Below are 20,322 nucleotides of genomic sequence, written 5' to 3' on the forward strand. Positions count from 1 at the left end.
TGGCCAGAGCATACCGGATAGTGCAACAGACAGCAAAACGCCGATCCGGCGGTGAAGCACAGATCGGCGTTTATTTTACTCAACGCGGCGCAGGCCGCTATTGTTGCTCATTGCACCTTATTATTGTGCAACTTCCAGCTTGTCTATCACGCGGCTGACATCAGTGGTGTTTTTTGCTATCGCTACCGCTAAGTCTTTTTCCGCATCAGACTCCACTTCGCCCTGCAGCGTTACCACGCCGTTTTTGGCATCAACATCAATGGCGGTGCCGCTGACTTCTGATTCAAACAATAAACGGGTTTTTACCACAGTGGCAATTTTGGCATCTTTTAAGCCGCTGTTATCTTTGCCGGCAGCTTTGCTGTCAGACGCCATAACTGTCAGCTGATTATCTACCCCGGTGACACCGTCCAGGTTTTCTACCAGCTCTTCTGCCAGTGCTTTATCTACGTCACTTTCTACTTTACCGGTAAGTGTTACCGCACCGTTTTTCACATCGGTATTAATATCAAACGAATTCAAGTTGCCGTTCAATAACAGGGTCGTTTCAACTTTACCGTCAATCCACGCATCTTTGGCACCGTCTTTCCAATCGTTGGCAGTCACTGCAGTTGTGGTTAACGCCAAAGCCATCATCATTGTTAAAGTTGTACGTTTCATGTTGTCGCTCCTTTGTAGTGAGACGTTAAACCTGATGCCAGTTTAGTGCCAAAACATAAGCAGCTGTTTTTAATCACCATTTTTTAAACATTCAGTTTATGTTAATTTTTTGTTTGTAGTTATTGCCGGGTAACCGGTAATTCTTTCAGTAGTGGCTGTAGCTGGTCATTGCTAATTTGCAGCTCTGCCACCAATTGGGCTAAGGCTACTCTGGCCGGCTTACTGCGCAAAGTGGCCGTAAGCCGGCGCAGCACCCGCAGTTGCTGTTGCAGCAAACCGGACAGCTCAGTAAGGGCAGGCTGCTGTAAAGCTTGTTCCGGTAACGTGGCGGTTTGATGCAGATACCAAAACTGCACTGCAGCCAGCTCATTATTCACATCGATCACTTTAGTTGGCTGAGCGCCGGTGCCAGGCAGACGCTGCGCTGCTTCGCGGTGCAAGGTGGCTAACTGTATGAATTTATAGCGTAAATTGCTGCTGGCTACCTGTTGTGTCGCACGACAAAAAAATTGCTCCGCGGATACACACACCGTATAGGCACCATGCAGTAAGCGCGCTTCAGCAGCACTCAGCTGAGTTGACTGCGTCCAACCGGAATATCCCATGACATTGCTCCTTATACTTATCGCTGTCACAGTTCATATTCAATTCATATACCAAGATGTAATATTATGATTTATCTGATATTTTTTTATCGCCTGTCATTTAACCTGCTGCAACAGGTAACTTCTACCTGGTGATATTGTTATATTTACCGTAGCGGATGCTGTACTTCACTGAATTGAAATAAACTAGTTTTAGCGTACTGAAGCAGGGTACAGTGTATAAGCCGGCAGCAAGTCAGGCGTAACAACCGGGAACGGATAAATGACACAACCACGTTTATTTTTGCACGTACAGGATAACGAACTGGCAACACAGTTGCTGCAATCTGCTGCTGTACGCCGCTTCGTGGTAGTAAGAAGCAGCGACACCGCGCCCTGGTCAGAACAACTGTTGCAACAACCCTGTGATTTGGCGTTTATTCAGGCCGATCAACACAGCGAGACGGATTATCAGCGGCTGACTGCCAGTAAGTTGTTGGCTGAGATTGATTTTATTTTGATCAGTGACGGCAGGCCGGATCCGGTATTGGATAAACTGATGCGCGGAGGTGCCGGCTATCACTTTCGCCGGCCGTTAGACCTCGGTTGTATTCTGGATACCTTAGAGGATTTTTATCAGCAACTGAGCGACAGCCGGCAACCGGTAAAAGCTAATACCAGCGCCCTGGATCAGTTTGGTTTGCTGGTTGGCTCATCCCGCGCTATGCTCAAGTTGTACCGAACCTTGCGTAAGGTCGCCGTTACTGAAGCCAATGTATTGATTGTCGGTGAAAGCGGTGCCGGTAAAGAACTGGTCGCCAATACACTGCATTTAGCCAGTTACCGCGCTGAGCAGCCTTTTGTCGCCATTAACTGCGGCGCCTTAAGCCCCGAATTAGTTGACAGTGAGTTGTTCGGCCATACCAAAGGCGCTTTTACCGGTGCGCAGCGTGAGCATCAAGGCGTGTTTGCCCAGGCAGAAGGCGGTACTTTATTTTTGGATGAGGTAACCGAAATGCCGCTTGAGCAGCAGGTTAAACTGCTGCGGGTGCTGGAAAGCGGTGAATACCGCCCGGTAGGCAGCGATAAGGTATTACACGCCAACGTGCGTATTGTTGCTGCGACTAACCGTGATCCGCAGCAAGCTATTGCTGAAGGGGTGCTGCGGGAAGATTTGTATTTCCGCTTAGCGCAGTTTCCGGTGCAGGTGCCGCCGCTGCGTGATCGCGGTGATGATATATGTGGCTTAGCCCAACATTTTCTGGCGTACCGCAACGCACAGGAGCAGCAACAAAAGCAACTGGCTGCAGACACTGTGGCGCTAATTGCCAACCATAGCTGGCCGGGTAATGTGCGGGAATTAAAACACGCTATAGAGCGCGCTTACATCCTGGCCGACAACCATATTCAGCCTGAGCACTTACTGTTAGAACAATCTGCCGACAGCGATGAGGACGAATGCCTCGCTGAAGTACCCTGTGGTTTGCCATTGGAAGAGCTGGAAAAAGCAGCCATTTTAAATACGCTGGAGCAAAATGCCGGCAATAAAACCGACACAGCGCGGCAGTTAGGTATCAGCGTTAAAACCTTGTATAACAAGCTGGAAAAGTACCAGCAAGCCGAATCCTGAATTGCAACTGTAGCAAAGGCAGCAGCATCATGCTGCTGCCTGCGGTTTAGCAGTCTTTGTCTTCGGCGTCAGCTTTATCTTTGACATCCTCACACAAGTCCTCAACTTTGTTACCGGCATCGGTGACGACTTCATCGATTGTCTCACCGGCCTCTTCGGCATCGTTGTCACCGCAAGCTACCACTGAAAACGCCAACCCGGCTATCAGCATCAGGCGAAATAATAAATTAGTTAATGTCATACTTAGTCCTCTTCAACGAAAAAAATTACAGTCTGGGCGATTTACCGCGTAATGCGTTAACCAGCAACGAAATAACCAGCAGCACGATAAAGATAAAAAAGATTACCTTAGCTATACCGGCAGCTGCACCGGCAATACCACCAAAGCCCAGCACAGCAGCAATCAGTGCAATAATTAAAAATGTTAATGCCCAACCCAACATAGTTTGCTCCTTAGTGCGCGATGGCACAGATATATAAAAAACTACGCCTGCACTACTGCCAAAGCCGTGCCAGAATTTTATTTATTGATAAGGCATTGAATATAAATAAATTTATTTTAAGCTATAACGAAAGAATGAATATTGGCAGGCAGATGATGTGAAACAGTTACCTGTAAACAGGTAACTGTTTCACACTAAACGGGATCTTGGCGAAAACGCTGAGCAAGCCGTTACAGCTGTTGCAGTAACGCCGTTAAGTCGGTGCTGTCAAACTGATAGGTGGTGTTGCAGTATTCGCAGCTGATGTCCAGTTTACCCTCTGCGATATGTTCTTTAATAACCTCTGTGCCCAGGCTGATAATAGCCGCGCTGCATTTTTCACGCGAGCAACCACAGACAAAGCTAACGTCTTGTGGCGTAAACAACTCTACTTCTTCCTGGTGAAACAAACGGTACAGCAGTTGTTCTGTCGGCAGGTTAAAGATTTCGTCTTGCGTCAGAGTGTCACTCAGCATAACTAAATCGGCAAAGTCGGCTTTGGCTTTTTGTTGTTCAACCGGCAGCACTTGCAGCATAAAGCCCGCAGCACGGTTATGCTGTTGCTGAATATCGGTGTACAGGTATAGCCGGGTGGGCAATTGCTCTGATTGCGCAAAATAAGCTTCCAGCGTACTGGTTAAACTATCGCCGGTAAGCGGAATAATACCCTGATAGCGTTCGCCCTGTTTCGGCGTAATAGTAACCAGCATATAACCTTCGCCAATTAAACTACGAAAGCTGTCGCCCTGCAGCTCAGACTGCATCCGCACTACGCCACGAAATTGTTGCTTATCAGTACCATTTACCGCCGCAAAACGCACCGGGCCATCGCCCTGAACCTGCACGGCAATATCACCGTCAAATTTCAATGTCGCCGTTAACAGGCTGGTTGCCGCCACTAATTCTGCCAGCAACTGCTTTACCGGCAGCGGATAATCATGTTGCAGCAACATTTGGTCCAGGCTGGCAGACAGTTGTACCAGTTCGCCGCGGACGTGCTTTTGCTGAAATAAAAATCGATATAACTTATCTGAGTTCATGCTGTTCTCTTACTGCTGCGATTTTAATAAAAGCAGCTTCCGCCGCTCTTTTTTGTCAGGTTTAGTGTCCGGATGCGGCGCAAACAGGCTGTTGGTTTTGCGCAATTCGGCACGTTTTTCACGTTGTATTATGCTGTCTGCCGTTTCTTCATACAGTGCCTGCGCCAAAGGCGCGGCCAAACGTTTATCAGACAAACCCAGTACCAGCACTACTTTTTCATCTACACCCTGGCTAATACGCACCATTGCCCCGGGTTCCACCGTTTTGCTGGCTTTGCACCGCTGGCCATTATAATGTACTTTACCGCCGTCGATCATCTCTTTAGCCAAACTACGGGTTTTATAGAAACGACAGGCCCACAGCCATTTATCTAAACGTAATGTTGCGGTGTCATACTGAGCAGATTGTTTCGGTTGCGCCATAATTTACACTGTGTTGCCGAACTAAGACCGCCATTATAGTGCCAAACAGTCTGATTTGGCGGCAACAGCAAGAAAAACACCGTTAATATGTTGTAAATGTGCCACGCCGACTTGTTGGTAGCACGACAACCGGGTAAGATAAATTCCGTTTTTAATGCAGAAGTCCGTTTTATACATACAGAAATTCTGTTTATTGAGCTAAGAATTTTTACAGACATTAAGAAGTGCGCAATGAAGCCGTTAGCAGACACGCAGCAATTAGTGAAGCGACTACAACAAATACCTCTGAACCGGGTGCAGCCTGTGCTGAATCTGATATTGGTGTTGCTATTGGCATGGCTGTTTGCCCGGTTAAGCTGGCAACTGATACCGGCGCCCACTGCAGCCCCTTTACCGCCGGCCGGCGTCGACAGCACTACCGTAACAAAACGTGGCGGTGTAAATTTAACCTCGTTGCTTAATTTTTCATTATTCGGCAAAGCCGCTGTACAAACAACAGCAGAGCCGGTAGCGGTTGTCGCTGAGGCGCCGAAAACGCAGCTGAATGTTAAACTAACCGGCTTAGTTGCCATGACAACAGCGCCGGGCCAGGGTAGCGCCATTATTGAAAGCCGCGGTGCCGAGGCAACCTATGCCGTTGACGACACCATAGCAGGTACCAATGCCGTATTAAAACAGGTGCTCATTGATCGGGTGTTGTTGCAACAAGCCGGGCGCTATGAAACCCTGATGCTGGATGGCATTGAATACACCAAAATTGCCCAGGCCAATGCCGGATTAGGCCGTGCCGATGAGCAGGGTGCAGAAGAAACAATGGATATGGCGCCGGAGCCTGAACCAATGGAAATGGCACCGATGCAGGCTAACGAAGCGTTAGAGCTGCGCCGGGAAGAGCTGATTGCCGAGCCGATGAAGTTTTTCGACTATATCCGCATTACGCCACACCGGCCCAACGGGCAGTTGGCCGGCTATCGTTTAATGCCGGGTAAAGACCCGGCTTTGTTTACGCAGCTTGGCTTACAAGCCAATGATCTGGCAATAGAAATCAACGGTATTCCGTTAAATGATATGCAGCAGGCCATGAGCGTAATTAACGAGTTACGCGAGGCCAAAGAGGCAGCAATTAAAATAGAACGCGATGGTGAGATCAGAGATATTCTGGTGAACCTGTCACAATAATTATTAAAATTAATTGGTTATAAGCTAATGAAATCAGGGCAATCTGCTTTTTTCTCCCGTCGCTCGCTGGCCAGCCTGATGGTTGCTGCCGCACTGACCGTGGTTATTCCGGGTGTTACTGTCGTAGCACAGGAAGAGGTGATGTACTCACCTAACTTTAAAGGTACCGATATTAATGAGTTTATTAATATTGTTGGTATGAACCTGAAAAAAACCATTATTGTCGACCCCCAGGTACGCGGCCGCATCAATGTGCGCAGTTATGAAATGCTCAATGAACAACAGTATTACCAATTCTTTCTTAACGTACTTGAAGTGTACAGCTTTGCCGTGGTGGAAATGGACAACGGTGTATTAAAAGTTGTACGCAACAAAGACGCAAAAACCAGTAATATTCCGGTAGTCAGCGATGATGCACCGGGCCGGGGCGACGAGATGGTTACCCGCGTAGTGCAGGTGCGCAATGTGTCGGTTCGTGAATTAGCCCCCTTGTTGCGCCAGTTCAGCAACCAGGCCGGTGGCGGCCATGTGGTCAACTACGACCCGTCCAACGTGATTATGATGACTGGCCCGGCAGCAGTGGTAAACCGGCTGGTAGATATTATTCAACGGGTAGATAAAGCCGGCGACCAGGAGCTGGAAATTGTCAAAATGCAGTATGCTTCGGCGCCGGAAATTGTACGGATCCTCGAGAGCATTTATAAAAGCCAGGGCCGCGCCGAACAACCGGATTTTCTGGTGCCGCGCATCGTAGCAGATGAGCGCACCAACAGTGTTATTGTTAGCGGAGAATTACAGGCTCGCCAGCGTGTTATTGAGTTGGCAAAACGGCTGGACAGCGAACTGCAAACCAGCGGCAATACCCGGGTGTTTTATTTAAAGTATGCCAAAGCTGAAGAGCTGGTACCGGTATTAAAAGGCGTTAGCGAGTCTATCGTAGCCGAAGTACAGGGCGGCGCAGCAGGCGCACAGGGCGGACGTGGTGCCGCCGCCAATACCGGCCGTGCCATCAGTATCGAAGCTCATGCCGACAGCAACTCGCTGGTGATTACCGCTCAGCCGGATATGATGCGCTCGTTAGAGGAAGTATTACGTCAGTTAGATATCCGCCGTGCTCAGGTGTTGGTAGAGGCCATTATTGTTGAAGTATTTGAAGGCGACGGCACCGACTTTGGTGTGCAGTGGCTCAATGCCAACGGCGGCGGTACTAATTTTAGCAACGGCAATACTATTCCCATTATCAGCGTCGCTGGTGGTGCTGCGGTGGCATCACAAGTCACAAAAGGCTCTACAACTACAACTATCATAGATGGCCGGGAAGTTGTTACCTCGGTACCTGATTCTAACCGCGACTATTCTGCTTTGGCCCAAGTGTTAAGCGGTTTAAATGGTGCAATGATGGGTTTTTATAAAGGCGATTGGGCTGCCATTTTACAGGCCGTACGCACCAGTACCAATTCTAACGTATTGGCCACGCCGCATATTACTACCATGGATAACCAGGAAGCGTTTTTCCTCGTTGGTCAGGAAGTACCGGTTATTACCGGCTCTACCACCGGTTCAAATAACACTAACCCGTTCCAACAGGTACAACGCCAGGAAGTGGGTATTAAACTGAAAGTAACACCGCAAATTAACGAAGGTGATGCAGTACAACTGACCATTGAGCAGGAAGTGTCCAGTATTGGTGGCGCAACTGCGGTAGATATCACCATTAATAAACGCGAAATTAAAACCACAGTTATGGCCGATGATGGCGCAACCGTGGTGCTGGGCGGTTTAATTGACGAAGACGTACAGGAAAGTGAATCTAAGGTACCGCTGCTGGGTGACATTCCTATTTTGGGGCACTTATTTAAATCGACCAGTGTTACCAAGCAAAAGCGCAACCTGATGGTCTTTATTAAAGCTACCATAGTGCGCGAAGGCTCGGCTATTTCCGGTATTTCAAAAACCAAATATAACTATATCCGCGCCGAGCAATTAAAACGCGAAGAGGAAGGCATTCGTTTAATGCCCAATACCAAACAGGTTGTGTTGCCGCAGTGGGATGACTCACTGGCATTGCCGCCGACTTTTGATGAATATATGAATAAACAGCAACCCGTTGCTGCTGAGCCCGGGAAACAAGACTAATGGATGCGTTGGAAGCAGAGCAGGTAAAACCTGCCAGCAATCGCATTCGCCTGCCGTTTGGTTTTGCCAAGCGCCACGGCGTGCTGCTGCAACAACAAGCGCACGGTTGGCAATTGTATATCCATACCGCTACGGCACCGGCAGCGGTGTTGGAAGTACGCCGCATGCTGGCCGAGCCTTTTGTGTTGCAGCGTTTATCCGCGGTAGAGTTTGAGGCGATGCTGGAGGCCTGCTATCAGCGCGATTCGTCAGAAGCCCAGCAACTGATGGAAGACATTGGCAACGAGGTAAATTTAGCTTCACTGGCCGATGATATTCAGGAAAGTGAAGACTTACTGGAAAACGAAGACGACGCGCCTATTATCAAGCTGATTAACGCCATGCTGGGCGAAGCCATTAAATTAGGTGCCTCAGACATCCATGTCGAAACCTTTGAAAAAGCGCTGATAGTACGTTTTCGGGTCGATGGTATTTTGCGTGAAGTACTGCGGCCAAACCGGCGTTTATCCAGCTTGCTGGTATCGCGGATTAAGGTAATGGCCAGGTTGGATATCGCTGAAAAGCGCGTGCCGCAAGATGGTCGCATCAGCCTACGGATTGCCGGCCGGGCCGTGGATGTGCGGGTGTCAACTATGCCATCCAGCCACGGCGAACGGGTGGTAATGCGCTTACTGGATAAAAACAACTCACACCTGAATTTAGCCGACCTGGGTATGACACTGTCGGTACAGCAAGCGTTTTCGCAGCTGATTTTAAAACCGCACGGTATTATTCTGGTTACCGGCCCTACCGGTTCCGGTAAAAGTACCACCTTGTACGCCGGCTTAACCGAAATTAACACTAAAGATCGCAATATTCTTACCGTAGAAGACCCGATTGAATACGAGCTGGAAGGCATTGGCCAAACCCAGGTTAACACCAAAGTCAGCATGACCTTTGCCCGCGGTTTACGCGCCATTTTACGCCAGGACCCGGACGTGGTAATGGTAGGCGAAATACGCGACCTGGAAACTGCACAAATTGCGGTACAGGCCAGTTTAACCGGCCATTTGGTGTTATCTACCCTGCACACTAACACAGCCGCCGGTGCGATAACGCGGCTGGAAGATATGGGTGTAGAAGCCTTTTTGCTGTCATCCAGTTTACTCGGCGTACTGGCACAGCGCCTGGTACGTACTCTGTGCCCGCACTGCAAAGAAGCGCACGAACCGGATAAAGAAGAGCGGAACTTACTCAGCGTAACTAAAAAAGAAGGCGTGCTGATTTACCGCGCCCGGGGCTGTGAGCACTGTAACCAAACCGGTTATCGCGGCCGTACCGGTATTCATGAGCTGCTGCTGGTAGATGAGCATATCCGTGAACTGATCCACAACGGCAAAGGCGAACAGGCGATAGAAAAATACGTACGCCAGCATAGCCCGGGCATTCGCGCCGATGGTTTCAGCAAGGTACTCAGCGGTGAAACCACGCTGGAAGAAGTACTGCGCGTAACGCGTGAGGATGTGTAATGGCGGCGTTTGAGTATCAGGCGCTGGATGCGCGCGGCAAAAATGCCAAAGGCGTACTGGAAGCAGACAACGCCCGCCATGCCAGGTCGTTACTGCGCGAGCAAAAATTAACGCCGGTTAGCGTGGCACTGGCCTCGCAGCAGGAAAAACTGCTGGCATCCGGTAAACAGTGGTTTAAACGTAATATCTCGGCCTCTGAACTGGCCTTGCTTACCAGACAATTAGCCACGCTGGTAGAAGCCGCATTACCGATTGAAAGCGCTTTATTGGCGGTGGCCGAGCAATGCGACAAACCGCGGTTGAAAAATATGATGATGGCTGTGCGCTCTAAAGTGGTAGAGGGTTACAGCCTGGCAGAAGGCCTGGCCGAATTTCCTTACGTGTTTGATCATTTATTCCGCTCTATGGTGGCGGCCGGAGAAAAATCCGGCCATTTAGACCAGGTATTGAACCGGCTGGCCGATTACACCGAACAACGTCAACATATGCGCAGCCAAATTCTGCAGGCGCTGTTGTACCCTATTATCCTTACCTGCTTCGCCGTGCTGGTTATCTCTATCTTATTAGCCGCGGTGGTGCCGAAAATTGTCGGCCAGTTTGAGCATATGGGCCAAAGCCTGCCCGGTTCCACCTTATTTTTAATTGCCGCCAGTGACTTTTTACGCGCTTACGGCATCTTTGTGCTGATTGCTGTTATGTTGGCGCTGGTGCTGTTTAAGCGCGCCCTGCTAAAGCCGGCTGTGCGGTTTCGCTGGGACCAACTGGTATTAAAAAGCCGTATTATCGGCAAAGTAACCAAGGGGCTGAACACCGCCCGGTTTGCCCGCACCTTAAGTATTCTGAATGCTTCGGCGGTACCGTTGCTGGAAGCTATGCGCATCAGTGCTGATGTGCTGAGCAATACCTTTATGAAACAAGCCGTAACCGATGCCACCGCCAGAGTGCGCGAAGGTACTTCACTGCGCAACGCGCTGGAGCAAACCAAGCTGTTTCCGCCGATGATGTTGCATATGATTGCCAGCGGTGAAAAAAGCGGCCAGCTGGATTCTATGCTGGAGCGCGCCGCTAATACCCAGGATCGCGAATTTGAAACCTTGGTTACCGTATCATTAAAAGTGTTTGAACCGGTGTTAGTGGCGGTTATGGCCGGTATGGTGTTATTTATTGTCATGGCGATTTTGCAGCCAATCTTAGCGTTAAACAATATGGTAGGTGGTGGTTAATATGGTTAAGCAACTTAAAGCAACAGCACAACGCGGTTTTACGCTGTTAGAAGTTATGGTGGTTATTGTTATTCTGGGCATTATTGCCAGCATGGTTGTGCCCAACCTGATCGGTAATCAGGAGCAGGCTGCACGACAAAAAGCGGTGGTAGATATTCAGCAACTGGAAAGTGCGCTGGATATGTATCGCTTACGTAACGGCTTTTACCCCACCACAGAACAAGGTATGCAGGCCTTAGTTACCGCGCCGGCCTCGCAACCGGTGCCACGCTCATTCCCGGAAGGCGGCTTTATCCGTCGCTTGCCAAAAGATCCGTGGGATGAAGACTATATCCTGGTAAGCCCGGGTCAGGTTGGCCGGATTGATATTCTCAGTAAAGGCCCGGATCGCACCGCCGGTACCGATGATGATATCGGCAACTGGAACCCGGACGCCAACCAAGGCAACAGCAACTAATGCTGCCACTGCCCGCGGCCAGGCAACACCAAACCGGCTTTACCTTAGTTGAGGTGATGCTGGTTATGCTGTTAATTGGCTTGCTGGCGACCACAGTGGTGATGAATTTCAGCGGTGAATCACGCGAAGAGCGGCTGGAAAAAGAAGCCGAACGGTTTCAGCAGATTTTTCATTTTGTCGCCGAAACGGCGCTGTTAAAACAGCAGGAATGGGGTTTGTATATCATGCCGGACCGCTACGGCTTTTTATACTACAGCAACAGCGATGCCAAATGGCTGGCGGCAGAACAGCCGGCCGGGTTGCAACAGCACAAGTTGCCGGCCGATATTAGTCTGAAACTGGAGTTGGAAGGCCTGGCAGGTGAAGAATCGAACCTGCTGAGCCAGTTAGACTGGCAGCTTGATGACGACGAACAACCGGAGCAGGACACCGACATTCCGGTATTACCCCAGGTGTTTATTTTGTCATCCGGTGAAATCAGCCCGTTTCAGCTGCTGTTTGTGGAAAGCTCCGATCTGACACCGCTGTACAGCAGTGTCAGCACCGATTTTGCTATACCGCTGAACCGCACCGCAGTGTCGACGGAGCTGCCATGAAGCGCAATGGCTTTACCTTGCTGGAGCTGCTAGTTGCCATGGCAATTTTTGCCACCGCCGGAATGGCCATTATGCAAGCCAGCTCGGCGCATATCCGCAGCTTAAGTCAGTTGGATGATTTAACTGTTGCCAGCTATATCGCCAACAACCAGATGCAGCTGGCATTGTTAGATAAAGACTGGCCCGGCAAGGAAAAATCACAGCAACAGGTTGAAATGGCTAACCGGCAATGGTTATGGCAACAGCAGTTGAGTAAGCTGCCGGATGACGACTTACGCCTGGTGCAAATCAGCGTTAGCCTGGCAGAAACACCGGACGAGGTGTTATATCAGTTACAAAGCTATAAAGGTAAGCCCGGTGGTTAAGGCCAACAGCGGTTTTACCTTTATTGAGATGTTGCTGGCGGCAGCCATTTTTGCCCTGGTGGGGTTGGCGTCTGTCGCCATACTCAGCAGCGTAACGCAAAGCGACGAGTTATCACAGCAAGCCAGTGAGCGCTTAGTGCAGCTGCAACGCACTATGCTGATGCTGGAGCGTGACTTTATGCAGATAAGTGTGCGCCATGTGCGCCTTGACGGCGAAGCACCACAGAAATTCCGCCTGTTCGGCGAAAAGTTTTTGCTAGATAGTGAAGATCATGGCGTAAGTTTTACCCGCCAGGGCTGGCGTAACCCCGGCATGATTTTACCGCGCAGCGAAATCCAAACCGTGGCTTACCGCTTACAGGAAGGCACTTTGCAACGCCTGTTTACCCTGTATCCGGATGCCGTAACCGGCACCGAGCCGAAAATACAGCTGCTGCAAACCAACTTAACCGGCTTTGAAGTGCATTACCTGCAAGGCGGGGAATGGCAGGAACGTTGGCAAGACGCCAATTTCCCCGCTGCCGTAAGGGTAACCCTGGTTGATGAAAACCTTGGCCGGCTGGAGCGCATTTTTATGTTGCCGGACGCCGTTGTCAGCGAAGGCGGTATAGAATGACAGCACCGTGCAAGCAACAAGGCGTCGCGCTGGTGGCCGTGTTGATGATCATTGCCATCGTGGTGGTGATCGCCGTAAACATGACCGGCCGGCTGCAACTGCAGTTGCAACGCCAGCAAAATATGCAGCAACAACAACAGGCGCTGTGGTTTGCCATGGGTGCTGAGCAATTTGCCAAAGTATTACTGGCGCGCACCCTGGCCGGGCAGGAAACGGTAAATTTGTCCCAGGATTGGGCGCAGAGCGGCGCTACCTTCCCGGTAGAAAATGGCACTATTTCAGGTGATATCAGTGATTTGCGCAGCTGTTTTAACTTAAATGCGCTGCAAAATATCAGCCCGGCCAACGGTGCACAGCCGCAGCAAAGCCCTGCACAAAAGGCCTTTCAGCGTTTGCTGGAGTTGAAAGTAACCGAACTGAGTATGCCGGCAGAATACCTTACTGCCCGTATTGGTGACTGGTTGGATGAAGACAGCTTACTCAGCACCGCCGGCAGCGCCGAAGACGATGATTATGCCGCGCTGAATTTTGCTTATTACACAGCCAATACGCTGATGGCCGACCCGTCAGAGCTGCGGGCAATACTGGATTTAACACCAAATGACTATCAGTTACTGCAGCCTTATGTTTGCGTGGTGCCGGAAGATAACCGGCTGTTGTTAAATGTGAATACCTTAACTGAAGATACAGCCGTATTGCTGGCCGCGCTGATCCCGGAATTAACGGAGCAGGCCGCAATGGATTTAATCGCCAACCGGCCGGAACAAGGCTTTGCCAACGCAGAAGAATTACTGGCCGACCCGGCACTGGCGGGTATAACAGTGCCGGATGAGGTAAAAAGTATGCTGGCAGTGAAATCTGACAGCTTCCGCTTGCTGGCCACAACAGCTTATTTGGAGACAGGGTTTGTGTTAACGTCGGTGCTGAAAATAAATGATAATAACCAGGTTAAAGTACTGGCGCGGCGCTTTGGAGGCCAGCAGTGAGTGAACAATTGGTGATCCGGCTTGGCAGCCGGGCAGAGCAAACCGTCAGCTGGCTGGTATGGGCCAGCCATAGCAAAGAAGTTATCGCCAGTGGCGAACTGTCCGGTGCCGAACAACTGCCGGACTTAGCCATACGGCTGGGTCAGCGCCCGGTTATCGCATTAGTACCGGCATCTGATGTGGTATTAAAACAGGTTAACTTGCCGGGCAAACCCACGCGGCAGCTGCTGCAAGCACTGCCGTATATGCTGGAAGAAGATCAGGCCGAAGACATTGAGCAGCTGTTTCTGGCCTTGGGCAGCTTGGTGCAGCATGACGGCCAGTACTGCCAACAAGTAGCCGTGTGCCGCCACGAGCGGATGGAGCAATGGCTGCATTGGCTGCAATCAGCCGGTTTCAGTGTCAGCCGCATGCTTCCCGATGCCTTACTGATACCCGAGCAACAATTACCGGCCTGTATTCAGCTGCACGAGCAATGGTTGTTAAAGCAAAACAGTTGGCAGGTTAGTGCCATAGACGCGGTATGGTGGGGCGACTACCTGCAACTGGCGGCCTTACCGATGCTAACCAGCTACAGCCCCTGGCCGGAAGAAATACTGCAGCCATATCAGGCTGCCGAGCCGGAGCTACCTTTGGCGTTACTGGCCGCGCAGTTGACCCACAACGACTTTAATTTGCTGCAGGGTGACTATAAACCGAAACGGCACAGCAATCCGCAACTGCAATTATGGCGCAGCAGTGCCATTTTGGCCGGTCTGTGTCTTACGCTGTATTTACTGCAACTGGGCATCACCAACTGGCAACTGGGCCGGCAAAGCCTGGCATTGCAACAACAAAGCCTGGCTTTGTATCAGCAAGCCTTTCCGGGTGAGCGGGTGGTTAACCTTAATCTGCAACTGCAGCAAAAACTGGCGGCTGCCGGTGCCGGCGGTGCAGAGCAAAGCTTTCTCGCTTTGCTGGCTCAGTTACAACAACAACTGGCAAAGGTGCCGGATATCAGTTTGGAAAACTTGCGCTTTGATGCCAAACGCGCTGAATTGCGTTTTCAGGCAAAAGGCGATGGCTTTCAAAGCTTTGAGCGGCTGAAAAACGCGCTTGAGCAAGCCGGCTTCAGCGTCGAACAAGGCGCACTGAGTAATGATGGCGGCAAAGTTCAGGGCAGTGTCGCGATGCGGGGCAAAGTATGAAACAACAGTTTTTAAGCTGGTGGACCGGGCTGCAACAGCGCGAGCAACGGCTGGTGGCCGGGGCCGCCGTAGTGGTAGTCATTGGCTTGTTTTATTGGTTACTGTGGCAACCACTGCACCAGGCAAAACAAACGCAACAACAAAAACTGCAAACTGCACAGCGCCAGCTAAGCCAGTTACAGCAGCTGATCCCGCAGCTTAAAGCGGCCGGCGCAGCAACCGCCCGTAGCGGTGGCAGCCTGGCGCAAATTATCAGTAACAGTGCACGCAGCGGTGGCATTAAAGTCAGCCGGATGCAGCCGCAAAATGAACAACTGACATTGGTGCTGGAAGATGTCAGTTTTGAGCAACTGTTAAGCTGGCTGCATGCCTTGCAGTATCAGCACGGTATTAAACTGGTAAATGTCGATCTGGCAACAGCAGACAAACCCGGCATAGTGCGGGTAAGACGCATGGTCGTAGAGTAGGTATAAAAGCAGGATGACAAAAACAAAACTTATTATTACCGGTGTCTGCAGCTATTTGCTGTTTACGCTGCTGTTAACGCCGGCGGCCTGGTGGCTGAAACTGGCACCGCTGCCGCCACAACTGCAATTGGGTGCGGTATCCGGTACCTTATGGCAAGGCGATATAGCCGGCTTACGTTATCAGCAACTGCAATTTGACAGCTTACGCTGGAAATTACACGGCTGGCAGTTATTTAGCGGCAAGCTGCAATTTGAGCTGCAAAGCGGCAGCGCACAGAACAGCGCAGTGCCGTATGTTACCGGCACTGCTAATTATGATTTTTCCGGTGCAGCACTGCATAACACCCTGGTAAAACTGCCGGTAGCGCAATTGCTGCCGATGCTACCCCTGCCCTTGCCGGTGCAGGCAACCGGCGAATTAGTACTGGATGTACCTCAATATCAACAAGGCCAGCCCTGGTGCAGCGCACTGAGCGGCAATGCCAGTTGGCAGGACGCCCGCTTACAAAGCCCTACCGGTACCTGGCTTGAGCTTCAAAGCCTGTTTGGTGACTTAAGCTGCGCAGACGGCACTGTCGTACTGACTACCGACGGCGCTAACCTGCTGGGCTTGGACATTAAAGCGGTGATTAATGCACAGCAACTGTTGCTGAACGGCACACTGAAACCGGATAGCAGCATGCCACAGGAAGTGCATCAGGCGATGCAGTTCCTCGGTAAACCGGATGCACAGGGCCGCTATCGTATCAGCTTCTGAGGCTGCGAATATCATCCAGCAGTACGCTGTAATCAGTAATCGCCGGAAATTCGGTAATTTGCCGGCTAAGTTGCTGGCTGTCGGGGTTGGCCACCGCCAGCAAATGTTTAATGCCGTAATCCTGCGCGGCTTTTAAAATCGGCAGGCTGTCATCAACAAACAAGGTGCGCGCCGGGTCAAAACCGAGCCGGTGTTGTAATTTTTGCCACAGCGCCCAATTTTCTTTTGTTACACCAAATTCATGCGTTGAAATCAGCGTATCAATGTAATTGGCCAGCTCTGTACGCTCTATTTTTAACGATAAGCTGTCCGGGTGGGCATTGGTTACCAGCACTATGTCACGGCCACTGTGCTTTAACGCGGTCAGAAATTCCGGCACATCGGCGCGCATGGCAATTTTGTGCATCACTTCGCGCTTTAACTCCGTAATAGGCAGTTGCAACCGCTTGCCCCAATAATCCAGGCAATACCATTCCAGCTTACCGTTTAGTTCGGCGTATTCGGCTTTTAACTGCGCTTCTGCATCGCTGACACTGATGCCGCTAATCTCTGCCCAGCGCTGCGGTAAATGCTGTAACCAAAAGTAGTTATCAAAGTGCAGGTCCAGCAGCGTACCGTCCATATCCAACAGCACCGTATCAATATCAGCCCAGTTCAGCATAGGTTTTTCCTGTTAATCGTTTTATAGTACAGGCTCGGGATTGTAGCAGAGGTGGCAGCATGACGCAGCGGCACGACGATAAACACCACAGTAAACAAAAACCACAAATTTTAAGTGCAGATATCGTGGCGCAAAGCCGCTTATTTAAAATTGAGCAGTTGGAATTGCAATTCAGCAATGGCGAGCAGCGTACTTACGAGCGCATGCGCGGCAGTGGCCGTGGTGCAGTAATGATTATCGCCTGCCCCGATGCAGAGCATTTTTATCTGATCCGCGAATACTGTGCCGGTACGCACGATTATCAGCTTGGCTTTCCCAAAGGCTTAATTGACCCGGGAGAAGATATCGTAACGGCAGCTAACCGCGAGTTAAAAGAAGAAATTGGCTTTGGTGCCGGCCGGTTTGTACAGTTAAAATCACTGGCGTTAGCCCCTGGCTATTTTAATGCTACAATGCATATAGTTCTGGCCTTTGATTTATATGCAGAAAGCCTTGAAGGCGACGAGCCGGAACCGCTGGAATTAGTGCGCTGGTCACGTAATGAAAGTACCGCACTGTTACAGCAGGCCGATTTTACTGAAGCCAGAAGTGTCGCCGCCCTGTTATTAGCGCAGCAATATTTGGAAGCGAACCCGGATGTTTTTAAGCAGACTGCTTGACCCCGTAAAATCTGCCGCCCGCGAGGCCGGGGCAGAATTATGGCAGTTGTACCAAAGCGGTGATTTCGAGCAACAACAAAAAGCTGATTTAAGCCCGGTAACCTCAGCTGATTTAGCTGCCAACCGGATTATCATCAATCGTTTATCTGAATTAACGCCCGACATTCCGGTGATCTCGGAAGAGTCTTATTGCATTCCCTTAGGGCAACGACAAGACTGGCCACGCTACTGGCTGATTGATCCGATGGACGGTACCCAGGAATTTGTCGCCAGAAGCGGCGATTTTGCCGTCAGCATCGCCTTGGTAGAGCACGGTTGGCCGGCACTGGGGGTAATTTACTGGCCAAAAGAAGATGTGCTGTACTACGCTACCCGCGGCCATGGCGCCTTCAAACAACAGCGCAATTTAATTAACCGCATCAGAGTTAACGAACATCAGAGCGGCGATATATTAAAAATTGCTATCAGCCGGCGCCAGCCATTACAGCCTATTGTTGATTTACTGCAGAATAAACACGACGTTGAATATGTTGCGCTGGGCAGTTGCTCATTAAAAAGCTGTCTGGTGGCAGAAGGCAAAGCCGATTGCTACCTGCGCCTTGGCCCCACCGGCGAATGGGATACCGGAGCGGTGCACGTAATAGTAGAAGAAGCCGGCGGTAAGATTCTTGACAGTGAATTTACCCCGCTCAGTTACAACCGGCGTGACACTCTGGCCAACCCTGATTTTATGGTGATGGGCCAGGCCAGCATTCCCTGGCAGCAACTGATCAAAGCCAGAGTAACAGAGCGCAACCTGACAGCCTGATACTGAAAGTTTTCATAACTACCCACAAATAATGCATAGCTTTGCTGCATACCAGTGTTGACGCGGTTTTTAGCCAAATCAGCGCAATTGCCAACTATCTTTTCTGTCGGAAAAACGCTATTATGCCGTCGGGTTTTTGCGCAGAAAAACAACATTTCGTGACAAAAGCACCGGAAATTTAAGTCCGCCAGAGACTGCACCCTTACCTACAGTACCCTTAGGAGTTACATCATGTCCGAGCTGGATCTGGGCCAATACGGCATCACAGATGTCACGGAAATTATTTATAACCCTTCGTATGATCAATTATTTGCGGAAGAAACCCGCAGTGATTTACAAGGTTATGAACAAGGCAAACTGACCAAATCAGGCGCGGTTTCAGTCGATACCGGCATCTTTACCGGCCGCTCGCCGAAAGATAAGTACATCGTGCGCGATGACACCACCCGCGACACCGTATGGTGGTCTGATCAAGGCAAAAACGACAATAAAGCCATAACACCTGCCGTCTGGGCTGATTTAAAAGCTTTAGTCACCAAACAATTGTCCGGCAAACGCTTATTTGTTGTTGATACTTTCTGTGGCGCCAATGCCGATACCCGCTTAGCTGTGCGCTTTATTACTGAAGTAGCCTGGCAGGCACATTTCGTAAAAAACATGTTTATCCGCCCGACGGATGCCGAGCTGGAAACTTACAAGCCGGATTTCATTGTAATGAACGGCGCCAAGTGCACCAACCCGGATTGGCAGAAGCATGGTTTAAATTCAGAAAACTTCGTTGCCTTTAACCTTACTGAGCGTATTCAGCTGATCGGTGGCACCTGGTACGGCGGTGAAATGAAAAAAGGTATGTTCTCCATGATGAACTACTTTTTACCGCTGCAGGGTATCGCCTCTATGCATTGCTCTGCCAACGTGGGTAAAGACGGCGATGTGGCGGTATTCTTTGGTTTATCCGGCACCGGTAAAACCACCTTATCAACCGATCCGAAGCGCCAGTTAATTGGTGATGATGAACACGGCTGGGATGACGCCGGCGTGTTTAATTTTGAAGGCGGTTGCTACGCTAAAACCATTAACCTGTCTGCCGAGAACGAACCGGATATTTATAATGCCATCCGTCGTGATGCATTGTTAGAAAACGTCACTGTGCTGGCCGACGGCACTATTGACTATAATGACGGCTCGAAAACCGAGAATACCCGGGTGTCATACCCGATTTATCATATCGATAATATTGTTACTCCGGTGTCTAAAGCCGGTCATGCGAAAAAAGTTATCTTTTTAACAGCAGATGCCTTTGGTGTATTACCACCGGTGTCTAAGCTGACCAAAGATCAGGCTAAATACCATTTCCTGTCTGGCTTTACCGCTAAGCTGGCCGGTACCGAGCGCGGCATTACCGAGCCTACCCCTACCTTTTCCAGCTGTTTTGGCGCGGCGTTTTTAAGCCTGCACCCAACGCAATATGCAGAAGTGTTAGGTAAACGTATGGCAGCCTCCGGCGCTGAAGCCTACCTGGTTAATACCGGTTGGAACGGTACCGGCAAACGTATTTCGATTAAGGCCACCCGCGCCATTATCGATGCTATTTTAGATGGCAGCATTGAAAATGCTGAGTTTGTCCCGTTGCCGTACTTTAACCTGGCCATGCCAACCGCATTGCACGGTGTTGACGATGTGTCGATGCTTGACCCACGCAACACTTATGCTAACGCCGCAGACTGGGACGTTAAAGCCAAAGACTTAGCCAAGCGCTTTGTTGATAACTTTGCCAAGTTTACCGATAACGCTGAAGGTAAAGCTTTGGTAGCCGCCGGGCCGCAACTTTAACAACAGCACCAAACAAAACAGGCCGCGTAAGCGTAATGCCGATCAGATAAGAATTTTTCAGATCG

The 20,322-nt window shown here is 50.3% G+C and carries 23 protein-coding genes; 16 read left to right on the forward strand and 7 right to left on the reverse strand.

All coding sequences use genetic code 11. The features are described from left to right. Nucleotides 1–120: 120 nt before the first annotated feature. Both HRH59_RS16675 and HRH59_RS16680 read right to left on the reverse strand, forming a co-directional pair. Nucleotides 121–660 (reverse strand): BON domain-containing protein, encoded by a 540-nt coding sequence (locus HRH59_RS16675; RefSeq protein WP_173502412.1) that lies wholly within the window; start codon nt 658–660, stop codon nt 121–123. A 119-nt stretch (nt 661–779) separates the two neighbouring features. Further along, nucleotides 780–1,265 (reverse strand): hypothetical protein, encoded by a 486-nt coding sequence (locus HRH59_RS16680; protein ID WP_173502413.1) that lies wholly within the window; start codon nt 1,263–1,265, stop codon nt 780–782. A gap of 262 nt (nt 1,266–1,527) precedes the next feature. On the opposite strand from HRH59_RS16680, the gene HRH59_RS16685 reads away from it, so the two are divergent. Next, nucleotides 1,528–2,874 carry a sigma-54 interaction domain-containing protein gene (locus HRH59_RS16685; RefSeq protein WP_173502414.1) on the forward strand — a complete coding sequence of 449 codons (1,347 nt, stop codon included), beginning with the start codon at nt 1,528–1,530 and terminating at the stop codon, nt 2,872–2,874. Between the two features lie 46 nt (nt 2,875–2,920). Here HRH59_RS16685 and HRH59_RS16690 read toward each other — a convergent pair whose 3' ends face one another. The 4 genes from HRH59_RS16690 to hslR all read right to left on the reverse strand — a co-directional run bounded on the left by HRH59_RS16690 (nt 2,921) and on the right by hslR (nt 4,819). Beyond that, the gene (locus HRH59_RS16690; RefSeq protein ID WP_173502415.1) at nt 2,921–3,115 is read right to left on the reverse strand and encodes a hypothetical protein; all 195 of its coding nucleotides are present in this window, start codon (nt 3,113–3,115) and stop codon (nt 2,921–2,923) included. Between the two features lie 25 nt (nt 3,116–3,140). Further along, entirely contained in the window at nt 3,141–3,317 is a 177-nt protein-coding gene (locus HRH59_RS16695; RefSeq protein WP_173502416.1) for a DUF1328 domain-containing protein, read from the reverse strand. Between the two features lie 230 nt (nt 3,318–3,547). After that, nucleotides 3,548–4,396: an Hsp33 family molecular chaperone HslO gene (gene hslO, locus HRH59_RS16700; RefSeq protein WP_173502417.1), complete on the reverse strand. Its 849-nt coding sequence runs from the start codon at nt 4,394–4,396 to the stop codon at nt 3,548–3,550. 9 nt (nt 4,397–4,405) lie between these two features. Further along, nucleotides 4,406–4,819, reverse strand: coding sequence for a ribosome-associated heat shock protein Hsp15 (hslR, locus tag HRH59_RS16705; protein ID WP_173502418.1), 414 nt, complete (start codon nt 4,817–4,819; stop codon nt 4,406–4,408). A 231-nt stretch (nt 4,820–5,050) separates the two neighbouring features. Between hslR and gspC the strand changes: the two genes are divergently transcribed. Genes gspC through HRH59_RS16765 form a run of 12 tightly spaced genes read left to right on the forward strand, consistent with a single transcriptional unit; the run spans nt 5,051 to nt 16,296 of the window. Then, the gene (gene gspC / locus HRH59_RS16710) at nt 5,051–5,998 is read left to right on the forward strand and encodes a type II secretion system protein GspC (RefSeq protein ID WP_173502419.1); all 948 of its coding nucleotides are present in this window, start codon (nt 5,051–5,053) and stop codon (nt 5,996–5,998) included. A 27-nt stretch (nt 5,999–6,025) separates the two neighbouring features. Then, a complete protein-coding gene (gene gspD, locus HRH59_RS16715) occupies nt 6,026–8,134 on the forward strand; it encodes a type II secretion system secretin GspD (RefSeq protein WP_173502420.1) in 2,109 nt (702 codons plus the stop codon). Then, complete coding sequence (gspE, locus tag HRH59_RS16720; RefSeq protein ID WP_173502421.1) at nt 8,134–9,642, forward strand: type II secretion system ATPase GspE; 1,509 nt, start codon at nt 8,134–8,136, stop codon at nt 9,640–9,642. Before gspD ends, gspE begins: the two co-directional genes overlap by 1 nt. Next, on the forward strand, nt 9,642–10,865 hold the full coding sequence (gspF, locus tag HRH59_RS16725) for a type II secretion system inner membrane protein GspF (RefSeq protein ID WP_173502422.1): 1,224 nt from the start codon (nt 9,642–9,644) through the stop codon (nt 10,863–10,865). The genes gspE and gspF overlap by 1 nt, the downstream gene beginning before the upstream one ends. A gap of 1 nt (nt 10,866) precedes the next feature. Beyond that, nucleotides 10,867–11,322, forward strand: coding sequence for a type II secretion system major pseudopilin GspG (gspG, locus tag HRH59_RS16730; protein ID WP_173502423.1), 456 nt, complete (start codon nt 10,867–10,869; stop codon nt 11,320–11,322). After that, nucleotides 11,322–11,918: a type II secretion system minor pseudopilin GspH gene (gspH, locus tag HRH59_RS16735; protein WP_173502424.1), complete on the forward strand. Its 597-nt coding sequence runs from the start codon at nt 11,322–11,324 to the stop codon at nt 11,916–11,918. The genes gspG and gspH overlap by 1 nt, the downstream gene beginning before the upstream one ends. Beyond that, nucleotides 11,915–12,283, forward strand: a complete 369-nt coding sequence (gene gspI, locus HRH59_RS16740) for a type II secretion system minor pseudopilin GspI (protein WP_173502425.1) — start codon at nt 11,915–11,917, stop codon at nt 12,281–12,283. The genes gspH and gspI overlap by 4 nt, the downstream gene beginning before the upstream one ends. Beyond that, the gene (gspJ, locus tag HRH59_RS16745) at nt 12,276–12,899 is read left to right on the forward strand and encodes a type II secretion system minor pseudopilin GspJ (RefSeq protein ID WP_331460197.1); all 624 of its coding nucleotides are present in this window, start codon (nt 12,276–12,278) and stop codon (nt 12,897–12,899) included. Before gspI ends, gspJ begins: the two co-directional genes overlap by 8 nt. Further along, nucleotides 12,896–13,885, forward strand: coding sequence for a type II secretion system minor pseudopilin GspK (gene gspK, locus HRH59_RS16750; RefSeq protein WP_173502427.1), 990 nt, complete (start codon nt 12,896–12,898; stop codon nt 13,883–13,885). The genes gspJ and gspK overlap by 4 nt, the downstream gene beginning before the upstream one ends. Continuing rightward, nucleotides 13,882–15,072 (forward strand): type II secretion system protein GspL, encoded by a 1,191-nt coding sequence (gspL, locus tag HRH59_RS16755; RefSeq protein ID WP_173502428.1) that lies wholly within the window; start codon nt 13,882–13,884, stop codon nt 15,070–15,072. Before gspK ends, gspL begins: the two co-directional genes overlap by 4 nt. Then, nucleotides 15,069–15,539 carry a type II secretion system protein GspM gene (gspM, locus tag HRH59_RS16760; RefSeq protein WP_173502429.1) on the forward strand — a complete coding sequence of 157 codons (471 nt, stop codon included), beginning with the start codon at nt 15,069–15,071 and terminating at the stop codon, nt 15,537–15,539. Before gspL ends, gspM begins: the two co-directional genes overlap by 4 nt. 13 nt (nt 15,540–15,552) lie before the next feature. Continuing rightward, entirely contained in the window at nt 15,553–16,296 is a 744-nt protein-coding gene (locus tag HRH59_RS16765) for a type II secretion system protein N (protein ID WP_173502430.1), read from the forward strand. On the opposite strand, the gene yrfG is transcribed toward HRH59_RS16765, so the two are convergent. Then, the gene (gene yrfG / locus HRH59_RS16770; RefSeq protein ID WP_173502431.1) at nt 16,286–16,957 is read right to left on the reverse strand and encodes a GMP/IMP nucleotidase; all 672 of its coding nucleotides are present in this window, start codon (nt 16,955–16,957) and stop codon (nt 16,286–16,288) included. The two genes, HRH59_RS16765 and yrfG, sit on opposite strands and share 11 nt — an antisense overlap. Before the next feature lie 59 nt (nt 16,958–17,016). Here yrfG and nudE point away from each other — a divergent pair, with 59 nt between their 5' ends. From nudE to pckA, 3 genes are all read left to right on the forward strand, one after another. Then, entirely contained in the window at nt 17,017–17,616 is a 600-nt protein-coding gene (gene nudE, locus HRH59_RS16775) for an ADP compounds hydrolase NudE (RefSeq protein WP_173502432.1), read from the forward strand. Further along, nucleotides 17,594–18,424 (forward strand): 3'(2'),5'-bisphosphate nucleotidase CysQ, encoded by an 831-nt coding sequence (gene cysQ / locus HRH59_RS16780; RefSeq protein ID WP_173502433.1) that lies wholly within the window; start codon nt 17,594–17,596, stop codon nt 18,422–18,424. The genes nudE and cysQ overlap by 23 nt, the downstream gene beginning before the upstream one ends. Before the next feature lie 231 nt (nt 18,425–18,655). After that, complete coding sequence (gene pckA / locus HRH59_RS16785) at nt 18,656–20,257, forward strand: phosphoenolpyruvate carboxykinase (ATP) (RefSeq protein WP_173502434.1); 1,602 nt, start codon at nt 18,656–18,658, stop codon at nt 20,255–20,257. The last annotated feature ends 65 nt before the right edge of the window (nt 20,258–20,322 follow it).

Source organism: Rheinheimera lutimaris (assembly GCF_013283795.1).
Classification (GTDB): domain Bacteria; phylum Pseudomonadota; class Gammaproteobacteria; order Enterobacterales; family Alteromonadaceae; genus Alishewanella; species Alishewanella lutimaris.

Bases quoted from the DNA above. Each gene is read 5' to 3' on its own strand.
- gspF (WP_173502422.1), top strand. From the start codon at position 9,642: ATGGCGGCGTTTGAGTATCAGGCGCTGGATGCGCGCGGCAAAAATGCC.
- HRH59_RS16690 (WP_173502415.1), bottom strand. From the start codon at position 3,115: ATGACATTAACTAATTTATTATTTCGCCTGATGCTGATAGCCGGGTTG.
- hslO (WP_173502417.1), bottom strand. From the start codon at position 4,396: ATGAACTCAGATAAGTTATATCGATTTTTATTTCAGCAAAAGCACGTC.
- gspG (WP_173502423.1), top strand. From the start codon at position 10,867: ATGGTTAAGCAACTTAAAGCAACAGCACAACGCGGTTTTACGCTGTTA.
- yrfG (WP_173502431.1), bottom strand. From the start codon at position 16,957: ATGCTGAACTGGGCTGATATTGATACGGTGCTGTTGGATATGGACGGT.
- gspI (WP_173502425.1), top strand. From the start codon at position 11,915: ATGAAGCGCAATGGCTTTACCTTGCTGGAGCTGCTAGTTGCCATGGCA.
- HRH59_RS16685 (WP_173502414.1), top strand. From the start codon at position 1,528: ATGACACAACCACGTTTATTTTTGCACGTACAGGATAACGAACTGGCA.
- hslR (WP_173502418.1), bottom strand. From the start codon at position 4,819: ATGGCGCAACCGAAACAATCTGCTCAGTATGACACCGCAACATTACGT.
- nudE (WP_173502432.1), top strand. From the start codon at position 17,017: ATGACGCAGCGGCACGACGATAAACACCACAGTAAACAAAAACCACAA.
- HRH59_RS16675 (WP_173502412.1), bottom strand. From the start codon at position 660: ATGAAACGTACAACTTTAACAATGATGATGGCTTTGGCGTTAACCACA.
- gspC (WP_173502419.1), top strand. From the start codon at position 5,051: ATGAAGCCGTTAGCAGACACGCAGCAATTAGTGAAGCGACTACAACAA.
- HRH59_RS16765 (WP_173502430.1), top strand. From the start codon at position 15,553: ATGACAAAAACAAAACTTATTATTACCGGTGTCTGCAGCTATTTGCTG.
- pckA (WP_173502434.1), top strand. From the start codon at position 18,656: ATGTCCGAGCTGGATCTGGGCCAATACGGCATCACAGATGTCACGGAA.
- gspH (WP_173502424.1), top strand. From the start codon at position 11,322: ATGCTGCCACTGCCCGCGGCCAGGCAACACCAAACCGGCTTTACCTTA.
- gspK (WP_173502427.1), top strand. From the start codon at position 12,896: ATGACAGCACCGTGCAAGCAACAAGGCGTCGCGCTGGTGGCCGTGTTG.
- gspE (WP_173502421.1), top strand. From the start codon at position 8,134: ATGGATGCGTTGGAAGCAGAGCAGGTAAAACCTGCCAGCAATCGCATT.
- HRH59_RS16680 (WP_173502413.1), bottom strand. From the start codon at position 1,265: ATGGGATATTCCGGTTGGACGCAGTCAACTCAGCTGAGTGCTGCTGAA.
- gspD (WP_173502420.1), top strand. From the start codon at position 6,026: ATGAAATCAGGGCAATCTGCTTTTTTCTCCCGTCGCTCGCTGGCCAGC.
- gspM (WP_173502429.1), top strand. From the start codon at position 15,069: ATGAAACAACAGTTTTTAAGCTGGTGGACCGGGCTGCAACAGCGCGAG.
- HRH59_RS16695 (WP_173502416.1), bottom strand. From the start codon at position 3,317: ATGTTGGGTTGGGCATTAACATTTTTAATTATTGCACTGATTGCTGCT.
- cysQ (WP_173502433.1), top strand. From the start codon at position 17,594: ATGTTTTTAAGCAGACTGCTTGACCCCGTAAAATCTGCCGCCCGCGAG.